The sequence below is a fragment of the Blattabacterium cuenoti genome (assembly GCF_014252315.1).
Lineage (GTDB): Bacteria > Bacteroidota > Bacteroidia > Flavobacteriales > Blattabacteriaceae > Blattabacterium > Blattabacterium cuenoti_AI.
In genome coordinates this window covers 556,607-579,794 of sequence record NZ_CP059216.1, presented here as the reverse complement: position 1 = coordinate 579,794, position 23,188 = coordinate 556,607, and the positions used below count along the sequence as shown (strand labels likewise).

The 23,188-nt window shown below is 20.6% G+C and carries 24 protein-coding genes, 3 tRNA genes and 1 pseudogene; 19 read left to right on the top strand and 9 right to left on the bottom strand.

The window, feature by feature from the left end; all coding sequences use genetic code 11:
* Positions 1-119 precede the first annotated feature (119 nt).
* The 8 genes from H0H39_RS02865 (at position 120) to H0H39_RS02830 (ending at position 5,918) form a co-directional block, all read left to right on the top strand.
* A complete protein-coding gene (locus tag H0H39_RS02865; RefSeq protein WP_185877368.1) occupies positions 120-452 on the top strand; it encodes a HesB/IscA family protein in 333 nt (110 codons plus the stop codon).
* A 9-nt stretch (positions 453-461) separates the two neighbouring features.
* Positions 462-1,922 (top strand): Fe-S cluster assembly protein SufB, encoded by a 1,461-nt coding sequence (gene sufB, locus H0H39_RS02860; protein ID WP_185877367.1) that lies wholly within the window; start codon positions 462-464, stop codon positions 1,920-1,922.
* 15 nt (positions 1,923-1,937) lie between these two features.
* Positions 1,938-2,684 carry a Fe-S cluster assembly ATPase SufC gene (gene sufC / locus H0H39_RS02855; RefSeq protein WP_185877366.1) on the top strand — a complete coding sequence of 249 codons (747 nt, stop codon included), beginning with the start codon at positions 1,938-1,940 and terminating at the stop codon, positions 2,682-2,684.
* A gap of 6 nt (positions 2,685-2,690) precedes the next feature.
* Complete coding sequence (locus tag H0H39_RS02850; protein WP_185877365.1) at positions 2,691-3,995, top strand: SufB/SufD family protein; 1,305 nt, start codon at positions 2,691-2,693, stop codon at positions 3,993-3,995.
* A 9-nt stretch (positions 3,996-4,004) separates the two neighbouring features.
* Entirely contained in the window at positions 4,005-5,243 is a 1,239-nt protein-coding gene (locus tag H0H39_RS02845) for an aminotransferase class V-fold PLP-dependent enzyme (protein WP_185877364.1), read from the top strand.
* 10 nt (positions 5,244-5,253) lie between these two features.
* Complete coding sequence (gene rplU, locus H0H39_RS02840; RefSeq protein WP_185877363.1) at positions 5,254-5,574, top strand: 50S ribosomal protein L21; 321 nt, start codon at positions 5,254-5,256, stop codon at positions 5,572-5,574.
* Positions 5,575-5,582: 8 nt separating this feature from the next.
* The gene (gene rpmA, locus H0H39_RS02835; protein WP_185877362.1) at positions 5,583-5,852 is read left to right on the top strand and encodes a 50S ribosomal protein L27; all 270 of its coding nucleotides are present in this window, start codon (positions 5,583-5,585) and stop codon (positions 5,850-5,852) included.
* A tRNA-Arg gene (locus H0H39_RS02830) sits at positions 5,843-5,918 on the top strand. Before rpmA ends, H0H39_RS02830 begins: the two co-directional genes overlap by 10 nt.
* 18 nt (positions 5,919-5,936) lie before the next feature.
* Here H0H39_RS02830 and H0H39_RS02825 read toward each other — a convergent pair.
* Positions 5,937-6,010 (bottom strand) — tRNA-Ile (locus H0H39_RS02825).
* 116 nt (positions 6,011-6,126) lie between these two features.
* Here H0H39_RS02825 and H0H39_RS02820 point away from each other — a divergent pair.
* Positions 6,127-6,444 (top strand): ribosome-binding factor A, encoded by a 318-nt coding sequence (locus H0H39_RS02820; protein WP_185877361.1) that lies wholly within the window; start codon positions 6,127-6,129, stop codon positions 6,442-6,444.
* Between the two features lie 5 nt (positions 6,445-6,449).
* Here the strand turns inward: H0H39_RS02820 and H0H39_RS02815 are convergent, their stop codons facing one another.
* Positions 6,450-7,373 (bottom strand): ribonuclease Z, encoded by a 924-nt coding sequence (locus H0H39_RS02815; protein WP_185877360.1) that lies wholly within the window; start codon positions 7,371-7,373, stop codon positions 6,450-6,452.
* A gap of 2 nt (positions 7,374-7,375) precedes the next feature.
* Positions 7,376-8,200 (bottom strand): CPBP family intramembrane glutamic endopeptidase, encoded by an 825-nt coding sequence (locus H0H39_RS02810; protein ID WP_185877359.1) that lies wholly within the window; start codon positions 8,198-8,200, stop codon positions 7,376-7,378.
* A 127-nt stretch (positions 8,201-8,327) separates the two neighbouring features.
* Between H0H39_RS02810 and H0H39_RS02805 the strand changes: the two genes are divergently transcribed.
* Positions 8,328-9,506: a M14 family zinc carboxypeptidase gene (locus H0H39_RS02805; protein ID WP_185877358.1), complete on the top strand. Its 1,179-nt coding sequence runs from the start codon at positions 8,328-8,330 to the stop codon at positions 9,504-9,506.
* Here the strand turns inward: H0H39_RS02805 and rpmH are convergent.
* A complete protein-coding gene (rpmH, locus tag H0H39_RS02800) occupies positions 9,491-9,643 on the bottom strand; it encodes a 50S ribosomal protein L34 (protein WP_185877357.1) in 153 nt (50 codons plus the stop codon). The two genes, H0H39_RS02805 and rpmH, sit on opposite strands and share 16 nt — an antisense overlap.
* A 234-nt stretch (positions 9,644-9,877) precedes the next feature.
* On the opposite strand from rpmH, the gene fabZ reads away from it, so the two are divergent.
* From fabZ to gap, 5 genes and pseudogenes are all read left to right on the top strand, one after another.
* Entirely contained in the window at positions 9,878-11,113 is a 1,236-nt protein-coding gene (gene fabZ / locus H0H39_RS02795) for a 3-hydroxyacyl-ACP dehydratase FabZ (RefSeq protein ID WP_185877356.1), read from the top strand.
* A gap of 37 nt (positions 11,114-11,150) precedes the next feature.
* Positions 11,151-12,032 (top strand): succinate--CoA ligase subunit alpha, encoded by an 882-nt coding sequence (sucD, locus tag H0H39_RS02790; RefSeq protein ID WP_185877355.1) that lies wholly within the window; start codon positions 11,151-11,153, stop codon positions 12,030-12,032.
* A gap of 13 nt (positions 12,033-12,045) precedes the next feature.
* Positions 12,046-12,620 (top strand): annotated as a pseudogene (gene pth / locus H0H39_RS02980) (aminoacyl-tRNA hydrolase).
* Positions 12,621-12,724: 104 nt separating this feature from the next.
* The gene (lepA, locus tag H0H39_RS02780) at positions 12,725-14,515 is read left to right on the top strand and encodes a translation elongation factor 4 (RefSeq protein ID WP_317167102.1); all 1,791 of its coding nucleotides are present in this window, start codon (positions 12,725-12,727) and stop codon (positions 14,513-14,515) included.
* A 43-nt stretch (positions 14,516-14,558) separates the two neighbouring features.
* The gene (gap, locus tag H0H39_RS02775) at positions 14,559-15,575 is read left to right on the top strand and encodes a type I glyceraldehyde-3-phosphate dehydrogenase (RefSeq protein WP_185877353.1); all 1,017 of its coding nucleotides are present in this window, start codon (positions 14,559-14,561) and stop codon (positions 15,573-15,575) included.
* A 7-nt stretch (positions 15,576-15,582) separates the two neighbouring features.
* Here gap and H0H39_RS02770 read toward each other — a convergent pair whose 3' ends face one another.
* Positions 15,583-16,038, bottom strand: a complete 456-nt coding sequence (locus H0H39_RS02770; protein ID WP_238785644.1) for a type I restriction enzyme HsdR N-terminal domain-containing protein — start codon at positions 16,036-16,038, stop codon at positions 15,583-15,585.
* Between the two features lie 20 nt (positions 16,039-16,058).
* Here H0H39_RS02770 and H0H39_RS02765 point away from each other — a divergent pair, with 20 nt between their 5' ends.
* Together H0H39_RS02765 and H0H39_RS02760 are read left to right on the top strand one after the other, a co-directional pair.
* A complete protein-coding gene (locus H0H39_RS02765) occupies positions 16,059-17,036 on the top strand; it encodes an NAD(P)/FAD-dependent oxidoreductase (protein WP_185877352.1) in 978 nt (325 codons plus the stop codon).
* Positions 17,037-17,043: 7 nt separating this feature from the next.
* Positions 17,044-18,483 carry a glycine--tRNA ligase gene (locus tag H0H39_RS02760; RefSeq protein ID WP_185877351.1) on the top strand — a complete coding sequence of 480 codons (1,440 nt, stop codon included), beginning with the start codon at positions 17,044-17,046 and terminating at the stop codon, positions 18,481-18,483.
* Here the strand turns inward: H0H39_RS02760 and H0H39_RS02755 are convergent.
* Both H0H39_RS02755 and H0H39_RS02750 read right to left on the bottom strand, forming a co-directional pair.
* The gene (locus H0H39_RS02755) at positions 18,480-20,567 is read right to left on the bottom strand and encodes a phenylalanine--tRNA ligase subunit beta (RefSeq protein ID WP_185877350.1); all 2,088 of its coding nucleotides are present in this window, start codon (positions 20,565-20,567) and stop codon (positions 18,480-18,482) included. The genes H0H39_RS02760 and H0H39_RS02755 overlap by 4 nt on opposite strands.
* 89 nt (positions 20,568-20,656) lie before the next feature.
* Positions 20,657-20,731: transfer RNA gene (locus tag H0H39_RS02750), tRNA-Met, on the bottom strand.
* A gap of 66 nt (positions 20,732-20,797) precedes the next feature.
* On the opposite strand from H0H39_RS02750, the gene pdxH reads away from it, so the two are divergent.
* A complete protein-coding gene (gene pdxH / locus H0H39_RS02745) occupies positions 20,798-21,454 on the top strand; it encodes a pyridoxamine 5'-phosphate oxidase (protein ID WP_185877349.1) in 657 nt (218 codons plus the stop codon).
* Between the two features lie 68 nt (positions 21,455-21,522).
* Here pdxH and H0H39_RS02740 read toward each other — a convergent pair whose 3' ends face one another.
* A complete protein-coding gene (locus H0H39_RS02740; protein ID WP_185877348.1) occupies positions 21,523-21,789 on the bottom strand; it encodes an HU family DNA-binding protein in 267 nt (88 codons plus the stop codon).
* A 63-nt stretch (positions 21,790-21,852) separates the two neighbouring features.
* Positions 21,853-22,788 carry a methionyl-tRNA formyltransferase gene (gene fmt / locus H0H39_RS02735; protein WP_185877347.1) on the bottom strand — a complete coding sequence of 312 codons (936 nt, stop codon included), beginning with the start codon at positions 22,786-22,788 and terminating at the stop codon, positions 21,853-21,855.
* Positions 22,789-22,947: 159 nt separating this feature from the next.
* Between fmt and H0H39_RS02730 the strand changes: the two genes are divergently transcribed.
* Positions 22,948-23,181 (top strand): DUF2795 domain-containing protein, encoded by a 234-nt coding sequence (locus H0H39_RS02730; protein WP_185877346.1) that lies wholly within the window; start codon positions 22,948-22,950, stop codon positions 23,179-23,181.
* Positions 23,182-23,188 lie beyond the last annotated feature (7 nt).

Here is a 23,188-nt window from a genome sequence, read left to right as displayed (position 1 = left end):
AAAAATTAATATAAAATATTAGTATAATTATTTAAAATACAAATGATTATTTTATATTGTTAAATAATAGATATCTTTGTTTTATTACTTAATAATTAAATAAATAAAATATATAGTATATGGTTTTTATATCTGAAAAAGCTAAAATTAAATTAATTTCTCTTATGAAAAAAGAGGGAATTAAAGATGATGTTTCTTTTATTAGATTTGGAGTAAAAAATGGAGGATGCTCAGGAGGAATGTCTTATGAATTATCTTTTGATAAAAAAAGAAAAGAAGCAGATGAATTATTTCAAGATAAAAAAATAAAAATATTAATAGATAAAAATAGTCTTCCTTATTTAAAAGGAATAACTTTAGAATATTCTGATGGATTACATGGAAAAGGTTTTTATTTTAAAAATCCTAATGCTAAAAATACTTGTGGATGTGGAAAAAGTTTTTCGTTATAAAAATTAACAATGAAAAAAAAAAAAGAAAATAAAAATTTGTTATATAATTTTTCTAATTTAGAAGAATATAAATATGGATTTTATTTACCAATAGAATCAGACACAATATCTTCAGGGTTAAACGAAGAAGTTGTTAGAAAAATATCTGAAAAAAAAAAAGAACCTAATTGGATGTTGAAATGGCGGTTAGATTCTTTTTCTATATGGAAAAAAATGAAAATTCCAAAATGGGCTAATATAAATTATTCAGTTCCAGATTTTAATAAAATAATTTATTATTCTGCTCCTAAAAAAAAAATAAATTTGGAAAATCTTGATAAATCAGATTATGAAATAGTAAATTCTTTTGAGAAACTAGGAGTTACTATAAAAAATGAAAAAAAATTAGAAAAAAAAATGGTTGCTACAGATGTAGTATTAGATTCTTCATCTTTATTTACAACATTTCAAAAAAAATTAAAAAAACAAGGTATAATATTTTGTTCTATTAATGATGCGATAATAAATCATCCAGATATTATTAAAAAATATTTAGGATCTGTAGTTTCAAAAAATGATAATTTTTATGCATCATTGAATTCTGCAGTTTTTTCAGATGGATCTTTTTGTTATATCCCAAAAGGGACGCGTTGTCCTATGGAATTATCTACATATTTTCGTATTAATGAAAGTAGTACAGGTCAATTTGAAAGAACTTTAATTATAGCAGATAAATATTCTCAAGTAAGCTATTTAGAAGGATGCACTGCTCCACAAAGAAAAAATAATCAATTACATGCTGCTGTAGTAGAAATTATTGCATTAGAAAACTCTGAAGTTAAATATTCTACAGTTCAAAATTGGTTTCCAGGAGATAAAAATGGAATAGGAGGTGTTTTTAATTTTGTTACAAAAAGAGGATTATGTGAAAAAAGATCTAAAATATCTTGGATACAAGTTGAAACTGGATCATCTATTACATGGAAATATCCATCATGTATTTTAAAAGGAGATTTTTCCATTGGAGAATTTTATTCTTTAGCTTTAACTAAAAATTTTCAGCAAGCAGATACTGGAACAAAAATGATACATATAGGAAATAATACAAAAAGTACTATTATATCTAAAGGTATTTCATCTGGAAAATCTCAAAATAGTTATAGAGGATTAGTAAAAATTTGTTCTGAAGCAAATAATTCTAGGAATTTTTCTCAATGTGATTCATTACTTATAGGAGATAAATGTGGAGCTCATACTTTTCCATATATTAATGTAAATAATCCTAATTCTCATATAGAACATGAAGCTACTACTTCTAAAATAGGAAAAGATCAAATTTTTTATTGTAATCAAAGAGGTATTAATATAGAAAATTCTATTTCTTTAATAATAAATGGATTTAGTGGTGATATTATAAAAAAGCTTCCTATGGAATTTGCTGTAGAAGCTCAAAAATTATTAGAAATTTCATTAGAAGGATCTATTGGATAAACATTATGAGATAATATGTTATTAAATATAGAAAATTTACATGTTTCTGTAGGTGAAAAAAAAATTCTTAAAGGAATTAATATAAAAATTAATTTAGGAGAAGTACATGTTATTATGGGGCCTAATGCTTCTGGTAAAAGTACTCTTGCTGGGGTAATAGCTGGAAAAGAAGAATATTCTATTATAAGAGGTGATATAAATTTTTTAAATAAAAATTTAAAAAATTTATCTCCCGAATCTAGAGCACATTTAGGTATATTTTTATCTTTTCAAAATCCAGTAGAAATTCCAGGTGTTTCTATTATAAATTTTATTAAAACATCTATAAATTCAATACGAAAAGCAAAAAATATGGATAAAATGTCATCTAAAGATATTTTATATAAAATAAAAAAAGTATTTTCTTTATTAAATATAGATTATAGTTTCATGTATCGTTTTTTAAATGATGGATTTTCAGGCGGAGAAAAAAAAAAAAATGAAATACTTCAAATGATGATGTTAAATCCTGTATTATCTATTTTAGACGAAATTGATTCTGGATTAGATATTGATGCTTTACGTATAATATCAAAAGGAATTAATAATTTCATTACTAAAAAAAATTCTGTATTAATTATTACTCATTATAAAAGATTATTAGATCATATTTCTTCAAATTATATTATACATGTATTATATAAAGGAAAAATAATAAAATCTGGAAACAAAGATTTGGCAGAAATGATTGAATCGAAAGGATATGAATGGATCAATTATTAATTAATAATGAAATTAAAAAATAAAATAGATTTTCTGGTAAATAAAATAAAATCATCCATTAGAAATAATAAATCATATCTATCATTATTACAAATGTATCATATTGATTTATATATGAAAAATGGATTTACTTATGATCAATCTCCTTTCATAAAGAAATGGTATGATAATAATATTTATACAGTTTTTAATAAAAAATATCATAAAATAGATAAAATTGATAAAAAAAAAATAGAACAAAAAATAAAAAAAATTATTTCAATTTTTAAAAAAAAAGATTCTTATTTATCTATTTTCATAGATGGAAAATATAATAGAAAATTATCTAATAAAGATAATTATATTGATATAAAAAATATATCATCATATAAATATAATAATATAATTAAAGATTTTTATGGAAAATTACATAATAATCATTATGATGTTTTTTATAGCTTAAATACTATTTTTTCAATAATGAAAGGTGTATTTATTGATGTAAACAATATATCAATAAAAAAAAATATAGAAATTATACATATTTCTACAGGTATATATCCTATTATTTATCCTAGAATACTAATTTTAGTAAGAAATAATAATAACATTCAAATTAATGAAAATTATAAATGTTTAGATGAAAATAATGTTATTATTAATTCTGTAAATGAAATTTACAGTTTAGATTACAGCAAAATAATTTATAATAAATTACAAAATAATTTAAATAAATTATACATTATAGATAATACTTTTATTAAACAAGAAAATAAAAGTATATGCAAAGTTTATACTTTTTCTTTTTATTGTAAAAAAATTAAAAATAATCTAAATTTTTTTTCTATTGGAAAAAAAACTAGTTCTTATTTATATGGAATATCTATTCTGTCTGATAGTGATTCTATAAATAATTCTACATTTATGAAACATTCGTCATCTAATTCCAATAGTTATCAGTTATATAAAAATATACTTTTTGATAATTCTAACAGTATTTTTGATGGTAAAATAACAGTTGAAAAAAATATAAAAAATATAAATGCATTTCAAAAAAATAATAATATAATTTTATCTAAAAAATCAAATGTTTATACAAAACCTCAGTTAAAAATATATTCTAAAGATGTAAGATGTACACATGGATGTACTATAGGAAATATACATAAATCTGAATTATTTTATTTAAAATCAAGAGGAATTCCTGAAAAAGAAAGTAAAATTTTATTATTATTATCTTTTTTAGATGATATAATTAAATATATTGATTCTTTAAAATTAAAAAAATATATTCAAAAAGAACTTTCTAATTATCTAGATAATTTCTTATAGAAAAAACATATGTTATCAAAAGAAGAAATACAGGAAATTAGAAATCAATTTCCAATTTTAAAAGAAAAAATATATACTAATCCGTTAGTATATATTGATAACGCAGCAACAACTCAAAAACCTAAAAGAGTAATAAAAGCTTCACAATACTTTTATTCAAGAATAAATTCTAATATTCATAGAGGAACTCATTTTTTAAGTAGAAAATCTACTTTTTATGTAGAAAATGTAAGAGAAAAGATTCAAAAATTTATTAAAGCTAAATATTCATCAGAAATTTTATTTACAAAAGGAACTACAGAATCTATTAATTTAGTTGCTTCTAGTATTAGTCATTTTATAAAAAAAAATGATGAAATAATAATTTCACATATGGAACATCATTCAAATATAGTTCCATGGCAAAATATTTGTAAAATAAAAAAATCTGTATTAAAAATAATTCCTATTAATAAAAAAAGTGGTTATTTAGATTTACAAAAATTTGAATCTATATTATCAAAAAAAACAAAAATAGTTTCAATTAGTCATATTTCAAATGTACTAGGAATTATTAATCCTATTAAATATATTATAAATAAATCTCATGAATTTGGAGCATTAGTATTAATAGATGGAGCGCAAGCTATTTCAAATGTTTGTTTAAATATGCAAGATTTAGATGTAGATTTTTATGTATTTTCAGCACATAAAATGTATGGACCAACTGGTATTGGAATATTATACGGTAAAAAAAAAATATTGAAAAATCTTTATCCTTATCAATTTGGAGGAGAAATGATTAAAAATGTAAAATTATATAAAACAATTTATTCAGATTTACCATTTAAATTTGAAGCAGGAACTCCAAATATAGAAGGAATTTTTGTTTGGGGAGAAGCAATAGATTTTATAAAAGAAATTGGTATGATTAGTATGCAATCTTATAAAAAAGAACTTATAAAATATGCATTACAAATGTTAAATAGTGTAGATGGAATTTATGTATATGGAGAAAATAATAATTTATCAAAAAAATCTAGTATTATCTCTTTTAATATAAAAAATTTACATTGTTTTGATGTGGGGTCTATTCTAGATAGATTAGGAATTGCAGTTAGAACAGGTTATCTTTGTGCTCAACCTTTGGTAGATTTTTTTCAAGTTCCAGGAATGATTCGTATTAGTTTTTCAATATATAATACTTTTGAAGAAATAGATTATTTGTTCAAAAGTATATTGAAAGTAAAGAAATTATTAATACAATAAATAAAAAATTATGAACTATGCTATAGCTAAAATAAAAGGAAAGCAATTCAAACTTTTTGAAAAAAAGTATATATATGTTCCATTTTTTTATGAAAAAAAATTGGGAGAAAAATTAATTTTTAATCAAGTTCTTTTATTTTGTAAAAATGGAATGATAAAAATAGGAACTCCATTTTTGAAAGAAATAAGAATTCAAGTTGAAATTATAGAACATAAAAAAGGAAAAAAAATTATTGTTTTTAAGAAAAAAAGAAGAAAAGGGTATAAGAAAAAAAATGGATTTAGACCTATTTTTTCAAAAATTAAAATTATTTCTTTTTTAGAAAAATAAAATAAAAAATGGCTCAAAAAAAAGGTGCAGGTAGTTCTAGAAATGGAAGAGATTCTTCTGGAAGAAGATTAGGTATAAAAATATATGGAAATCAACGTATCATTTCTGGAAAAATAATACTTCGTCAAAGAGGAACTAAGTTCCATCCTGGAAAAAACGTAGGAATTGGAAGGGATCATACATTATATGCATTAAAAAATGGATTAGTCTTATTTAAGAAAATAAAAAATAATAGATCAATTGTTTCTATTATAGAAATGAATATAACAACTGGATAGTTCAAATTAGGATAGAACAACAGTTTCCTAAACTGTAAGTTGTGGGTTCGAATCCCTCTCCAGTTATTTATTTTACCTTTTTAGTGGTCTCAGCTGGACTTGAACCAGCGACTCCCTGATTATGAGTCAGGTGCTCTAACCAACTGAGCTATGAGACCTATTTAAATAAATAATTTTTATTTTTTTGAATAAATTTACTATTACAATTTTACATTATTATTATATTCATTACAAATTTTCTATTAAAATATCAAATAAAATATAACAATAAAAAATGAACGAAAATAAAATAAATGTTATTAAAAATGAAAAAATATATTCTATTTTTTTTGTTGAAATAGCAGAAATTTTAAACGAAGAAATTAAAATTAATTATAATAAAAATAATTTTTTAGTAACCTTAGTTTATCTTAATATTAATTATAATATGAATATAATAAAAGCTTACATAAATATTTATCCTTATTCAGAAAAAATATTAGTAAATAAAATATGCTCCAAATATAAAGTTTATAGAAAGTTATTATCTAAAAGATTAAGGTATCGTGTAAAAAAAATTCCTAGATTAAATATTTTTGTATTAAACAAATAAAATTATTACAAATAATATATTTTTAATGATTCAGATGTTTCTGTATTTGAAAAAATTTCTTTAGCTTCTTTCTCAAATTCTTTTATATTAGGAAATCTGTTTGAATAATGACCTAAAAGTAATTTTTTAACTTTTGCTTTTTTAGCAATATAAGCAGCTTGTCTAGCTGTAGAATGTCCAGTTTTTATTGCTCTATTTTCCTCTATTCTTAAAAATGTTGATTCGTGATATAACAAATCAACATTTTTAATATGTTCTATTATAGGAATATAATAAGATGTATCTGAACAAAATGCATAAGATAATATTTTTGGAGGATCAAATGTTAATTTTGAATTAGGAATTATTTCTCCATTTTCTATTTTTATGTCTTTTCCTAATTTAATATCTTTATAATCTATTATTCTAATAGAAGGTATTTTTTTTATTTCTTTTATATTTAGTTTTCTATTACTTTTTTTTTCTCTAAAAAGAAATCCATTAGTATAAATTCTATGTTTTAATGGAATAGAAAATATTTCTATTTTATCATTTTCCATAATTTTTTCTTTTTTTTCAGAATAAAGTTCAATATAAGTTATATAATATCTTAGTTTAGTGTAAGACCATTTAAAATGAATATTTATAATTTCTTTTAATCCTTTTGGTCCATAAATAATTAACGATTTTTCTCTTCCTAGCAAATGAAATGTAGATAATAAACCAATCAATCCAAAAAAATGATCACCATGTAAATGAGATATGAATATATGTATTATATTATTAAATTTAATTTTTGCTCTTCTTAATTGTATTTGAGTACCTTCTCCACAATCAATAAGAAAATAGAATCCCTTCATTTCCAAAATTTGAGCAGTAGAATGATGATGTTTATTTGTTGGTATAGAAGAATTACATCCTAAAATAGTTAATGAAGATTTTTTTTTCAATTTTAGAATTTATTCATTTTTCTCATTTTAAGTAAATAATAGAATCCTATTGTTAAAATAAATGATCCAATAACAAATACTGGCCAATGAAAAGGCTTGTCAATTCCAATATTATTTATATTTGATATGATATTATCATCTTTTACAGTATAAAAAACTCCAATTGTGGCTAAAGCGTTATTAAATATATGTAACAATATACAATCCATAATAGATGAAGTCATATAGTATATATATCCTATAAATGTTCCAATTAATATTCCTCCTACAAGTTGCCATGGATTCATATGTGTTAATCCAAATAATAATGAAGAAAATAATATAGCTTTCAATGGATGTATATTATTTTTTAACATTCCATTTAAAATTATTCCTCTAAATAATAATTCTTCACATATTGGTGCTAATAAAACTGTTGTTGAAAGAAATGGTATAGGATTTCTTACTTCTTCTTGTAAAAAAAAATTTATTTCTTTATACATATTTTCTAGGACATCTCCTCTTCTAGGAATTAATGAAGATAAATGATCATTTATAGTCATAATACTGAACATCATAATAAATATTACAATATAAACATGCCAGGGAGATACTTTCATAGATAAGTTTATAAAAATATTATTTTTTTGAATTTGATAAGAAATAATTAAAAATAGTAAAATAAAAGGGAAAGCATATGATATGGAAAACATTATTCCTTCATGAAGAGAAAAAGGATTAAGTAATTTTCTCAAAATTATATTAAAAAAATTTATCGTAATAAACGATATTACTAATAAAAAAGATTCTGTATAACTTATCTTAATATGTTTGAAATAATTTTTCATGTTCATAAAAAAAAAATTCTTCAATTTATATCACATAAAAATATATTTTTTTTATGAAAATTCATTATAAAAATTTTATTAAATTTTGAAATGTTTTTATTTTATAATTATAATTTTTTACAATCTTATGTTATCTTTTAATATAAAATCAATATTTATAAATTATAAAAAATTTATAAATTTAGATGTAGATACACATTCAAAAATATTTAATTATTCTAATTTATTAGAAACACTAAAAAAGTATAAAAAAATATGTTCTATTATTCCTGTAGGATTTTCTGTTGAAAAAAGAAAAATATTTAAAATAAAATGGGGAATAGGTAGAAAAAAAATTTTTATTTGGTCTCAAATGCATGGAGATGAAACTACAGGAACAAAATCAATATTTGATATTTTAAATTTTTTTTTAATTAATAATAATCATGAAATAGTAAAATTTTTTTTTAAAAATATTACTATTTCATTTATTCCTATGTTAAATCCAGATGGATCAGAATATTTTAAAAGAAGAAATTCTATAAATATAGATTTAAATAGAGATTTTATTCGTTTAGAATCTCCAGAAATTAAAATATTATTTAATGAAATAAATAAAGAAAATCCTCATATATTATTTAATCTTCATGATCAAAAAAGTATTTATAATGTTGGAAACAAAAGTTTTAATCCTGCAATATTATCTTTTTTATCTCCATCTACTAATAAAAAAGAAAATTATAATACTGTAAAAATGAAATCAATGGGAATGATATATGAAATATCAAAAGAAATAAAAAAAATATTACCAAATAATGCCTCAATAGGTAGATATTCTGATAAACATTATCCAAATGCAACTGGAGATTGTTTACAAAAAATGGGATATTCATGTATTCTTATTGAAGCAGGAAATTATTCTGGAGATGATAAAAAATATATTATTAGAAAATATAATACTATATCTATTATATTTGGATTTTATTTACTATCTTCTAATTATAAATTGGAAAAAAATTATAAAAATTATTTTTTTATAAAAAAAAATAAAAATATTTTATTGGATAAAATATATAGAAATATACAAATAAAAAAAAATAATTCTATATATCATGTAGATATAGGTTTAATGAATTTTGATAAATTCAATGTAAAAACTGGAATTGTTGAATCTGAAATGAAAATAGTTGATATAGGAGATTTATCAACTTTTTTTGCATATAAAGATATTATAGCATCGGAAAAAAAACTTTTTGTAAAAAAAGAAGTAAATAATCATGGATATCCAGAAATAGGAGATAAAGAAAAAAATTATAATTTTTTATGATTACAAACAGATAATTTTTTTCTATTTTTTCGTCTTCTTCTTGATATAATAATTCTACCATTTTTTGTCCTCATTCTTTTAATAAATCCATGAACGTTAACTTTTCTTCTATTGGAAGGCTGAAATGTTCTTTTCATAATTATTACAATTATTTAATTAATATCATTTTTACTTTCTTAGAAATAAAATTAATATTCCTATAAAAAATCCTATTAAAAAAAAAATACACGTTTTGCAATATTCATTTTTTATTAAAATTTAATTATATCTGTATTTTATTTTAAAATAAACAAAATTACAAATAATATATAATATATTAAAGTTTTTTATTTTTCTACTAGTTTTTAATCAAAAAAATTTTTTAATAAAATATGTATATAAAACAAAGAACTATAGCTGGAAAAATATCCTTTAAAGGATTTGGATTATATTATACTGAAAAAAAAATTACTGTTACAATAAATCCTGCTCCAATACATACAGGATTTTTATTTATAAGAACAGATTTAAAAAATAAACCATGCATAAAAGTAAATGTATCTTCTTTATTAGAAATAGAAAAAAATTTAGTATTAAAAAAAAATAATATAAAAATTTATACCACTGAACATATTATTGCTGCTATTAATGGTATGAATTTAGATAATATAATAATAGAATTAAATAACATGGAAGTTCCTATTTTAGATGGATCTTCAAAATTTTTTGTAGAAGAAATAGAAAAAGTTGGAATTATAGAGCAAAATGCAGAAAGAAAATATTTTTTTATAAAAGATTTTTTATCTATAAAAAATAAAAAAACAGGTGGAGAAATTATAACATCTCCTTCAAAAGAATTAGAAATAATAACTATAATAGATTTTGAATCAAACAATATAGAAACACAAAATGCTTTGTTTAAAAAAGAAAATCAATTTAAAAAAATTGCAAATTCAAAAATTTTTTGTGTTATACAAAAACATAAAAAAAATTGTTTTTATTCTTTATCTAACGAAATTGCTAAACATTTTTTATTAGATATTATAGGAATTTTAGCATTAGTTAATGTTAAATTAAAAGGAAGAATAATTATTTATAATCCAGATAAATCTATTATTAAAAAATTATTAAATAATTTAACTGAAAAAATTCGTATATCAAAAATTAATAAAATTAAATATGTAGAAAAACAAACAATTTTTGATACAAAGAGTATTATGAATATTTTGCCTCATAAATTCCCATTTTTATTAGTAGATAAAATTATAGATTTATCAAAAAATCATATAACAGGAGTAAAAAATGTTACTATAAATGAATATTTTTTTACAGGTCATTTTCCAAATGAACCTGTTATGCCTGGAGTATTACAAATTGAAGCTATAGCACAAGTAGGAGGAATATTAATTTTAAGTCAATTTAGAAATCCAGAATTATATTCTACTTATTTAATAAAAATAGATAAAGTTAAATTTTTAAAAAAAATAGTTCCTGGAGATATAATTATATTACAAGTACATTTGTTAAATTGGATGAAAAGAGGTTTTCTTTATATGAAAGGATATGGATATGTAAACGAAAAAACAGTTGTAGAAGCAGAAATAATGGCAAAGATAGTTAAAAAATAAATAGTAAAAATATTTTTTGTATTTTACATTCAAAAAAATGAGTATTTTAATAAATAAAAATAATAAAGTAATTATACAAGGAATGACTGGAAAAGAAGGATTATTTCATGCTAGTCAAATGATTTCTTATGGAACAAATATAGTTGGAGGAGTAACTCCAGGAAAAGGAGGAAAAATTATAAATGATATACCAATATTCAATACTGTAGAAGATGCTGTATATAATACAGGTTGTGATGTAAGTGCTATTTTTGTTCCATATAATTTTGCATCAGATGCTATAATGGAATCTATTTATTCAGGAATAAGTATAATTGTTTGTATTACAGAAGGTATACCAATATCAGATATGATTAGAATTAAACAATTTTTAAAAAAAAAAAATAATTATTTGATTGGACCTAATTGTCCAGGTATTATATCTTCTGGAGAATCTAAGGTAGGTATTATGCCAAATTCTGTATTTGTAAAAAAAGGAAATGTAGGTATAATTTCTAGATCTGGAACATTAACATATGAAGCAGCAGATCAAATTATTAAAATGGGATATGGTATTTCTACAGCTGTAGGAGTTGGAGGGGATACTATTGTAGGAACAAATGTTAAAGATATATTAAAACTTTTTTTATATGATAAAGAAACAAAATGTATTGTAATTATTGGAGAAATAGGCGGAGAATCAGAGATTAATGCAGTTAAATGGATGAATAATAATAAAATAAAAAAACCTATAATAGGATTTATAGCAGGAAAAACAGCTCCAAAAGGGAAAATAATGGGACATGCAGGTGCAATTATTAATAAAAATATAGAAACCGCACAATATAAGATAAATATTATGAAAAAAAATGGAGTTAATATTGTACAATCTCCAGCAGAAATAGGTAAAACAGTTCATGATTTTATAAATGGATATTAAAAATAAATAATAAATGGAAAAAAAATTTTTATTAGTTGGGATAGGAAACCCAGGAAATAATTATTGTAGAACAAGACATAATTTTGGATTTTTTATTTTAGATAAAATTTCAGAAAAATATTCTTTACATTTTTCTAAAAAAAAATTGGGGGTTATATCAAAATTGAATTACATAGATAATATAATTTTTTTATTAAAACCATCTACTTATGTTAATTATAGTGGAAAATCAGTAAAATATTGGATAAAAAAAAAAATATATCATTAAAAAATATATTAATTATTTGTGATGATATAAATATAAAATTTGGAATTTTTCGTTTAAAAGAAAAAGGTGGAAGTGGAGGTCATAATGGATTAAAAAGTATTCAAAATGAAATAGGAACCAATAATTATGCAAGATTTAGATTTGGTATAGGTAATTGTTCTAATAATATAGAAAAACATGTATTAAGTAATTGGAAAAATAATGAAATTAACTTCTTATTTTCAAAATCAGATATAATTATAAAAATAATTTTATCCTTTATTACAAAAGGAATACAAAAAACAATGAGTTTATTTAATAATAAAGAATATACATTATAATTAATAAAAAATCTTGTAGGTTAACTTTTAGAATAGAATATAGTATCATTACATATGGTATAAACTTACTTTAATATAATAAAAATTAATAAAAATATATTATGATTCGTTATATACGTAATTTTTGTATTATTGCACATGTAGATCATGGAAAAAGTACATTGGCAGATCGTCTTTTAGAATTAACTAATACAGTTGATATAAAAGATAAAAATATGCAATTATTAGATAATATGGATTTAGAAAAAGAACGAGGAATAACTATTAAAAGTCATGCAGTACAAATGAATTATAAATATAAAAATCATATATATACTCTTAATTTAATTGATACTCCTGGTCATATAGATTTTTCTTATGAAGTTAAAAGATCTATTTCTTCTTGTGAAGGGGCTTTATTAGTTGTAGATTGTATAAAAGGAATACAAGCACAAACAGTTTCTAATCTATCTTTAGCTTTAAAAAATAATTTAGTAATTATCCCAGTATTAAATAAAATTGATTTAATAGATAATAATAATTATGGCAATATTATTGATGATATAATTAATTTATTAAAATGTAGTAAAAAAGATATCATACCTGCTAGTGCTAAAATTGGATTAGGAATTAGGAAAATATTAGAAAATATTATAATTAAAATACCTTTTCCAAAAGGAAATTCAAATAATCCATTACAAGCATTTGTATTTGATTCTATATATAATCCTTTTACTGGTATTGAGTTTTTTTTTAGAGTTAAAAACGGATGTATAAAAAAAGGACAAAAATTAAAATTTTTATCAACAAATAAAATATTTTATGCTAATGATATAGGATGTCTTAAATTAAAAAAAATATCTAAAGATAAAATAGAAGCTGGAGATGTTGGATATTTAATTTCTGGAATAAAAAATAATTTTGAAGTAAAAGTAGGAGATACAATAACAGATTTTTATCGATCTGCAAAAAATCCTGTTAAAAAATTTGAAGATATAAAACATATGGTTTTTGCTAGTATTTATCCTATTAAATATAATGAATATGAAGATTTACGTACTGCTATGGAAAAGCTTCAATTGAATGATGCTTCTATATACTTTAAACCAGAATCATCTTCAGCTTTAGGATATGGATTTCATTGTGGATTTTTAGGTATGCTTCATTTAGAAATAATTAAAGATCGTATAGAAAGAGAATATGGAATATCTGTAATTGTTACTATTCCTAATGTTTCTTATAAAATTTATACAAAAAATAAATCATTTTTTGTAAATGTTCCATCAAATTTTCCAGAATATGGAACTTTTAAAAAAGTAGAAGAACCTTATGTTCTTGTATCTATTATTACACAAAATAATGATATAGGAGACATAATCTCTTTATGCATGAAAAAACGTGGAATTATTATGGATCAAAATTATTTATCATCAGGAAAAGTTCAAATATCATTTGAAATGCCTTTATCAGAAATTATTATTGATTTTTATGATAAATTAAAAACAATTACCAAAGGATACGCCTCTTTTGATTATCAATTTATTGAATATAGAGAATCAGATTTAAGAAAGATTATTGTATTAATAAATAGAGAAAAAATAGAATCATTATCTATGTTGTCTCATAAAAGTAAATCAGAAATCTTAGCAAAAAAAATTTGTAAAAAATTATCAGCATTAATACCAAAACATCAATTTAGCATACCAATACAAGCATCTATATCTGGAAAAATTATTGCAAGAGAAACTATAAAATCTTTAAGAAAAGATGTAATTGGAAAATGTTATGGAGGAGATATAACTAGAAAAAAAAAATTATTGAATAAACAAAAAAAAGGAAAGAAAAAAATGCGTGAACTAGGAAAAGTCAATATACCATCATCTGCATTTATGACTTTTTTAAAAATTAAAGATTAAAAAATTAATTTAATTATAAAAATTTTAAAATATATATAAAAATATGTCTATTATAAGAATGGGAATTAATGGAATAGGTAGAATAGGAAAAATGGTTTTACTATCTGCTATTAAAAAGAAAAATATAGAAGTTGTATGTATAAACGATCTAATATCTATAGAATATCTAACTTATATAATAAAACATGATTCTGTTCATTACAATAATATAAATAAAAATGATGTATTTATTGAGGATAATAATTTAATTATAAATGGTAAAAAAATTATAGTTACTAATGAAAAAAATCCTGAAAATTTACCTTGGAAAGATTTGAATGTAGAATATATAGTAGAATCTACGGGATTTTTTTTAACAAAAAAACTATCTGAAAAACATTTAAATGCAGGAGGTAAAAAAATTATATTATCAGCACCACCTAAAAGCAATGACATTCCAATGTTTGTAATGGGAGTAAATCATAAAAATATAAAAAATAGTGATGATATTGTATCTAACGCTTCTTGCACAACAAATTGTTTATCTCCAATTGTAAAAGTTTTAAATGATAATTTTGGTATATCAAAAGGATTAATGACTACTATTCATGCTAGTACATCTACTCAAAAAGTAGTAGATTCATCTTCATTAAGAGATTGGAGATCTGGACGATCTTCATTGGTAAATATTATTCCTTCATCAACTGGAGCGGCTAATTCGGTAGGAAAAATAATTCCTAGTTTAGATGGAAAATTAACTGGAATGGCTTTTAGAGTTCCTGTTTTAGATGTATCTGTATTAGATTTTACTGTATGTTTAAAAAATTCTGCAAATTATGAAGATATTAAAAATTCTATGAAAAACGCATCAAATTCTGATTTAAAAGGTATATTAGGATATACAGAAGAATCTGTTGTTTCGACTGATTTTATAGGAGATGAAAGAATATCTATTTTTGATGCTAGTTCTAGTATTATGTTAGATAATAATTTTATAAAAATTATATCATGGTATGATAATGAATTTGGTTATTCTAATAAATTAATAGATCTTATAGTTTATATGAATTCAATAAAATAATTATTTTTTATGGTATAAAATTTAGTGAACTAATTATTTTTTGTTGTTTATTTGTTTTTAAAATATAACTTTTTAATCCATTACTTATCATTAAAAATGGAGATTTTATATATTTATTATAAATCAAAATTTGATCAAAAGTTTTTTTGTTTATAGTAGTATATAGTGATTTACACTCAATTAATATATATGGATTATTATTTGATTTAACTAAAATATCTATTCTTTTTTTACATAAATATTTGTTGATATATATAGAAAATTCTACCACAATATTTTTTTCTTTATATTTTTTTACTTTTTTTAGTAAAAAAATTATGTATTGTCGTACAACTTCTTCTTTTTTAAATAGAAAAAATTTTTTTCTAATTGTACAATATATATATACTTTTTTATTTATTTTTTTTAGTATTAAATGATTTTTAATAAAGAAGTTTATAGTATTATTAATATTATTAAACAAAATTTATAGTATAAAGTAATATGAAATTTAATAAAAAATATTATTTAAATAATAAAGATAAAATATATAATTGCATAATAATTGGATCTGGTCCAGCTGGATATTCTGCATCTATTTATGCTGCTAGATATGGATTAGATCCAATTATTTTTTTAGGTAATTTACCAGGGGGGCAATTAACAACTACAAATTATATTGATAATTATTTAGGATTTCCTAATGGAATTGATGGAAATGAATTTATGGATTCTTGTAGAAAACAAGCAGAACGTTTTAATGTAAAAATATTAAATGAATCCGTTACTGATGTTATATTATGTAATAAATTAGGTGGATTACATGAAATTTTTTATGGACATAATAACAAAATTTTAAGTAAAGGAATTATTATTGCTACAGGATCTTGTCCTAAGATAATTGGAATTGAAAAAGAAAAAGAATTATTAGGAATGGGAATTTCTTTTTGTGCTACTTGTGATGGGTTTTTCCATAAAAAAAAAGATGTAGCAGTAATAGGTGGAGGTGATACAGCTTTGGAAGAAGCTAATTATCTATCTGATATTTGTAATAAAGTTTATTTGATAGTGAGAAAAGATTATTTAAAAGGATCTGAAATACTACAAAATCAGATAATGAAAAAACGTAATATATATTTATTATTTAGGTCTACTATAAAAAAAATTATAGGAGATAATATTTTAAAAGGAATAGAAATTTTTAATAATAAAGAAAATAAATATTATACTAAATTAATTAGTGGATTATTTATTGCAATAGGAAATTTTCCAAATACAAAAATATTTATAAATAAAATAGATTTAGACAATAATGGATTTATTTTAACAAAAAATAAATCTACTTTAACTAGTAACCATGGTGTATTTGCTGCAGGAGATGTTCAGGATTCCAATTATAAACAGGCAATTACTTCTGCTGGAAGTGGATGTATGGCTGCTATGGATTTATATAAATATTTAAATCTTTTAAAAAGAAAATAATATATTTATGAAAAATTTTTTTGATTTTTTAGTTTCTTATTCCAAAAGATATGGATTTATTTTTCCATCTAATGAAATTTATGGAGGAATTAATGCTGTATATGATTATGGACAATATGGAGTTGAATTAAAAAATAATATTAAAAAATATTGGTGGGAATCAATGACTCAAGTTCATGAAAATATAATAGGAATGGATTCATCTATTTTAACGGATATTAATGTATGGAAAGCTTCTGGTCATTTGAAAAAATTTAATGAATTATTAATAGATAATAAAGATTCTAAAAAAAGATATCGTCCTGATATATTGATTGAAAATTATGTAAAAAAAAATTTTTCTAAAAATTTAGAAAAAAAAAATAAAATATTATCTAGATTATATTATTCTTTGAATAAAAAGGATTTTTTAGATATAAAAAAATTAATAAATCAATTACAAATATCTGATCCAGATAATGGTAGTAAAAATTGGACAAATATCCACTTTTTTAATATGATGTTTAAAATTAAGTATATAGAAAATTTATTTCTTCGTCCAGAAACTGCTCAAAATATATATTGTAATTTTAATAATATTAAAAAATCTAATAGAATAAATATTCCATTTGGAGTTGCTCAAATAGGAAAATCATTTAGAAATGAAATTGTTGCTAGACAATTTTTATTCAGATTAAGAGAATTTGAACAAATGGAAATGCAATTTTTTATTTCTCCTAAAAAAGAAGAAGAAAATAAATGGTATAATTATTGGAAAAAAATGCGTTTAAAATGGCATCTTGAACTAAACTTAGGAAAAGATAAATATAAATTATATAATCATCAAAATCTTGCTCATTATGCTAATTTAGGTGTAGATATACAATTTAAATTTCCTTTTGGATTTAAAGAATTAGAAGGGATTCATTCTAGAAGAGATTTTGATTTAAAACAACATGAAGTTTTTTCCAAAAAAAAATTAAGAATAGTTGAAAATAAAAATAATTATAGACCATATGTAATAGAAACTTCTTTAGGATTAGATAGAATGTTTTTATCTGTATTATCTTCTACTCTTAGTAAAGAAAAATTAGAAAATGGAAATGATCGTATAATTTTAAAATTACCTTTTTATTTGTCACCAGTAAAAGCTGCAATATTTCCATTAGTAAACAAAAATGAACTTTCAAAGTTAGCAAAAAAAATATTCAATGATTTAAAAATTGAATATAAAGTTGAATATGATTCTAAAAGTTCAATAGGAAAATTATATCGTAGACAAGATGCTATAGGTACTCCATTATGTTTTACAGTTGATTATGAAACTATAAATACAAATACTGTAACTGTACGTTATAGAGATAGTATGAAACAAGAACGAATTCATATAAAAAAAATATCTAAAAAAATAGAAGAAATAACTAGTATGAAAAATATATTGAAAAATATATCTTCCAATATAGATTAAATTTTATCTCTTATTTCTGCTTTAAATTCTTTTTTTAATAGAAATTTTATTTCATTTAATGAATCATTAATAATTTTATTTGTTAATGTTTTTTTTTTGTTTTCAAAAAAAAAGCTAGCGGTATAAGATTTTTTTTTACTAGAAATATTTTGTCCTTCATATATATCATATATATGTACTATTTTAAAATATTTATTTTTTTTGCTGTTAATAAATTTGTTTATACTTTCAAAAGTAATATTTTTATCTATTAAAAAAGATAAGTCTCTTCTAGAAATTGGATATTTTGATATTGTATCATATGTGATATAATTATTTTGAATAATAGAAATTAAATATTCCCAATTTAATTCAGAATAAAATATATTATAATTTTTATTAAAAAAATTATTTACTATTCCAATTAACAACAACTCTTTTTTATTATATGAAATAGATAAACAATTATCTAATATAGGATGTCTATTAACAAATGATTGTGTATAATCAAAAATACCAACTCTATGAAAAATTTGTAAAATAACGTTTTTTAAATAAAAAAAATTATTTATTTTCATTTTTACATTATTTATTTTTTGCGATATAATTATTCCAAGTATTGTTTTTTCAAATAATTGTAATTTTTTTTTATAATATATCTTTCCTAACTCAAATAATTTAATTAGTTTATTATTTATAATAACTTTATTATGACTATAATTATATTTTATACAATCTATCATACTAAATATTAAACTTGATCTCATTATTTGATTTTTATTATTAATAGAATTAACAATATTTAATTCTTTTATATTAAAAAAAGAATTAATAAGTAATTCTTTTTTTGAATAATTTCTTATTGCATAAGAAATTATTTCTTGAAATCCATTTCCAATTAATTGTTCATAAATAATTTTTTGTATTTCAAATTCTTCTTTATAAAATGTTTTTTGAATTAAAGGTGTTTTAATATAATCATTTGTTTTTATATTATTTATTCCATAAATACGTAAAATCTCTTCTATTAAATCTATTTCTCTTTTTATATCTATTCTACATGTAGGAATAGAAACAATTATGTATTCTTTATTTTCTTCTTTTATAGATATATCAAGTAATAATAATAATTTTTTTATTATGTTATTTGAAATATTTTCTCCAATAATTTCTAATACTCTTTTATATCTTAATTTTATTATAGTAGGTTTAATTTTTTTTGGATAAAAATCTACAATATTAGAAAATTTTATATGATAACTATCTGAAGATATAATATTTTTAATTAAAAAAATTATTCTATATAATACATAAGTAATTTGATTAGGATCAATTCCTTTTTCTAAAAAAAATTGATTTTTTGTATGAATTGAATACTTTTTTTTTAAAAAAAATACTAAAGAAGGAGGTAAACATATAATTCCTAAAAAAATATTATTAGTTTTTTTATGTACAATTCCATTTTTTATATGATTTAATATTCCAGCTATAGATAAAACATTTTTTTCATCAGATATTACTATATCATTTTTATCTATATATCTTAATATATTATCTTCAGATTTAAATTGTATTTTTTCATTTAACTTTTTTATAAATATTTTTTTACCATTTATTTGATCTGAATCAAATAAATGTATAGGAATTCCTAATTCATAAATTACAAAATTTACTATATCTGTAATATTATTAATAGATTTAATACCTATTGATTCAAGTTTTTGAATTAACCATTTAGGAGAATAATCTATTTTTAGATTAGAAAAAGATAATCCAGAATATCTTATACATTTTTCTTTTTCTTCAAAAAAAACAGAAATATTGTTTGAAAAAAATTTATTATTTTTTAATATTTTTAATTTTTTAATTTTTATATCATTATATCCATTAAATTTTAATTTTGAATACAAATTTTTTGCTATACTATAATGATTTGTTGTATCATTTCGATTAGGTATTGAATCTATATTAAAAATTATATCATTATTAATAGTTTCAGTATATTTTACTGTTATTCCTATGTTTGTTAATATTTCAGATATTTCATATTCGTTAAAATTTATAGGATATAAATATTCTTTTATCCAGTTGTATGATATTTTCATATTTATATTATAAAGAGTTATGAGTTAATATAATTTAATATTTGTTTTTATATAACTTTAAATTTAAAATTTGTATTAAAAAAATAAAATAGCGTGAGGGGGAATTGAACCCCCGACCTCTGGGTTATGAATCCAACGCTCTAACCAATCTGAGCTACCACGCTTTTAAATAATGATATATTTTTATTTATTTTTCTAAATTTAAATATATATTTCTAATAGTTTATATAATGAATATTGATTTAAGTAGTTTAAGAAAAAATTACAAAAAAAATTTATCAGAATATAGCATACAAAAAAATCCTTTTCAACTGTTTCATAATTGGTTTCAAAAAGAAAAATTGATTCATAAAAATGAAAATTTAAATCAAGAAATTAATGCTATGTCTTTATCTACAATAGGAATTGATGGAAGTCCGGATACAAGAATTGTATTACTAAAAGAATATTCAAATAAAGGATTTGTATTTTATACTAATTACCTTAGTATTAAGGGAATATCAATTAAAAAATTTCCAAAGGTTTGTCTTTCATTTTTTTGGGAAAAAACAGAAAGACAAGTTATTATAAAAGGAATAACTTATAAAATAAATAAAAAAAAATCAGATGAATATTTTGATAAAAGACCTAGAGAAAATAAAATAGGATGTTGGTCTTCAAAACAAAGTTCTATTATTCCTTCTAGGAAATATTTAATAAATAAATATAAAAAATGGGATAAATATTTTACAAAAAAAAAATTAACTCGTCCATTCTACTGGGGAGGATATATTGTAGATCCATATAAAATGGAATTTTGGCAAGGATCATCCAATAGACTTCATGATAGAATAGTCTATAAACTAATAGAAAACAAAGAATGGATTATACAAATATTATCACCATAATCATAAATAAAATAATGGAGATAAAATTTAATTAATAAATTTTATCTCATTATTTTATATTAAAATATTTATAATTTTGTTAATTCAGCTCCTATTTTAAATTTTGCTACTTTTTTTCCCGGAATATATATTTTTTTTCCTGTTCTAGGATTAACACCGTTTCTTGGATTTCTTTTTACTACAGTAAATGTTCCAAATCCGACAAGAGTAACCTTATCTCCTTTTTTTAAACATTCAATTACTGTTTTAATAAATGCATCTGTAAAACTTTTTGCTTTTATTTTTGTTATTCCTGTTTTTTCTGCAATAGAATTAACTAATTCTGTTTTATTCATGTTTTATTTTTTTTTAAAAATATATATACAATATAACAAATAACTTATACTACTTATTTATTTTCATTCAACAAATATATTTTTTCTTTTTTTTATTCCATTGATAAAATTTTTTACATTCATTTTTTTTTTCCCTTCTATTTGACATTCTATAATATAAATAAAACCTTCTTTAACTGATATTAAAATATTATCAATATCTATAATAACCTTCCCTATAGGAAAAATATGATTTTTTATTTTCTTTTTTGCAAGAAAAATCTTAAATCTAAAAGGTTTCGAATTAATAAATAGAAATGTCCATGCAGTAGGAATAGGACTAAGCCCTCTTATTTTGTTATATATAGAATTTACTGATTTATTCCATTTAATTCTACAATTTTTTTTAAAAATTTTAGGAGCATATTTTAATGGATATGAGTAAATATTTTTTTTACAATAAATATTATCATTATTCAATATTTTATTTAAACTATTAACAATTATATATTTACTAATATATTCTAATCTATTTTGTAACTGTCCTGCAGTTTCATTTTCTTTTATATTTATTTCTTGTTGTAATATTATTTTACCAGAATCTATTTTTTCTTCTATAAAAAATACAGTTATTCCAGTTTTTTTTTCTCCATTTATAATAACCCAATTAATTGGAGCAGCTCCTTTATATTGAGGTAATAAAGATGGATGCAAATTTATTGTTCCTAATTTAGGATAAATCCAAACTACTTTTGGTAAAATTCGAAATGAAACAACAATTTGTATGTCTGCATTCCATATTTTTATTTTCTCTAAAAATTTGTTATCTGAAAGATTTTTTGGTTGTAAAAATGGAATTTTTTTTTCTAAAGCATATTTTTTTACAGGAGAAAAATTTTTTTTATGATCTGGAATTGTAATTATTCCAATAATATTATACTTTTTATTATATAATTCTTTTAATGTAGATAAAGAAAATTTATTAGATCCCATGAAAATAATTTTTGGAAATTTTTTCATATAAATTATTTGTAATTTAAATGCACTATTTTTATCTTTATTATTTTACTTAATAAAATAATAAAAATGTTTGATTATTTGAATTGATTTTTTTGAAAATCAAAAACATAAATATATATATTACTTTTTATTTATTTGTTTTTAACATTAATGATTGTTATGTATTGGACTCTAGAATTAGCATCTCATTTAGAGGATGCTCCATGGCCAGCAACAAAAGAAGAGTTAATTGATTTTGCTGTTAGAACTGGCGCTCCTCTAGAAGTAGTAGAAAATTTACAACAATTGGAAAATGGTGATGGAGAAATTTTTGAATCTATAGAAGATATTTGGGCAGACTATCCTCGTGATGATGAAGATTTTTATTGGAATAGAGATGAGTATGAACTTTGAATAATTC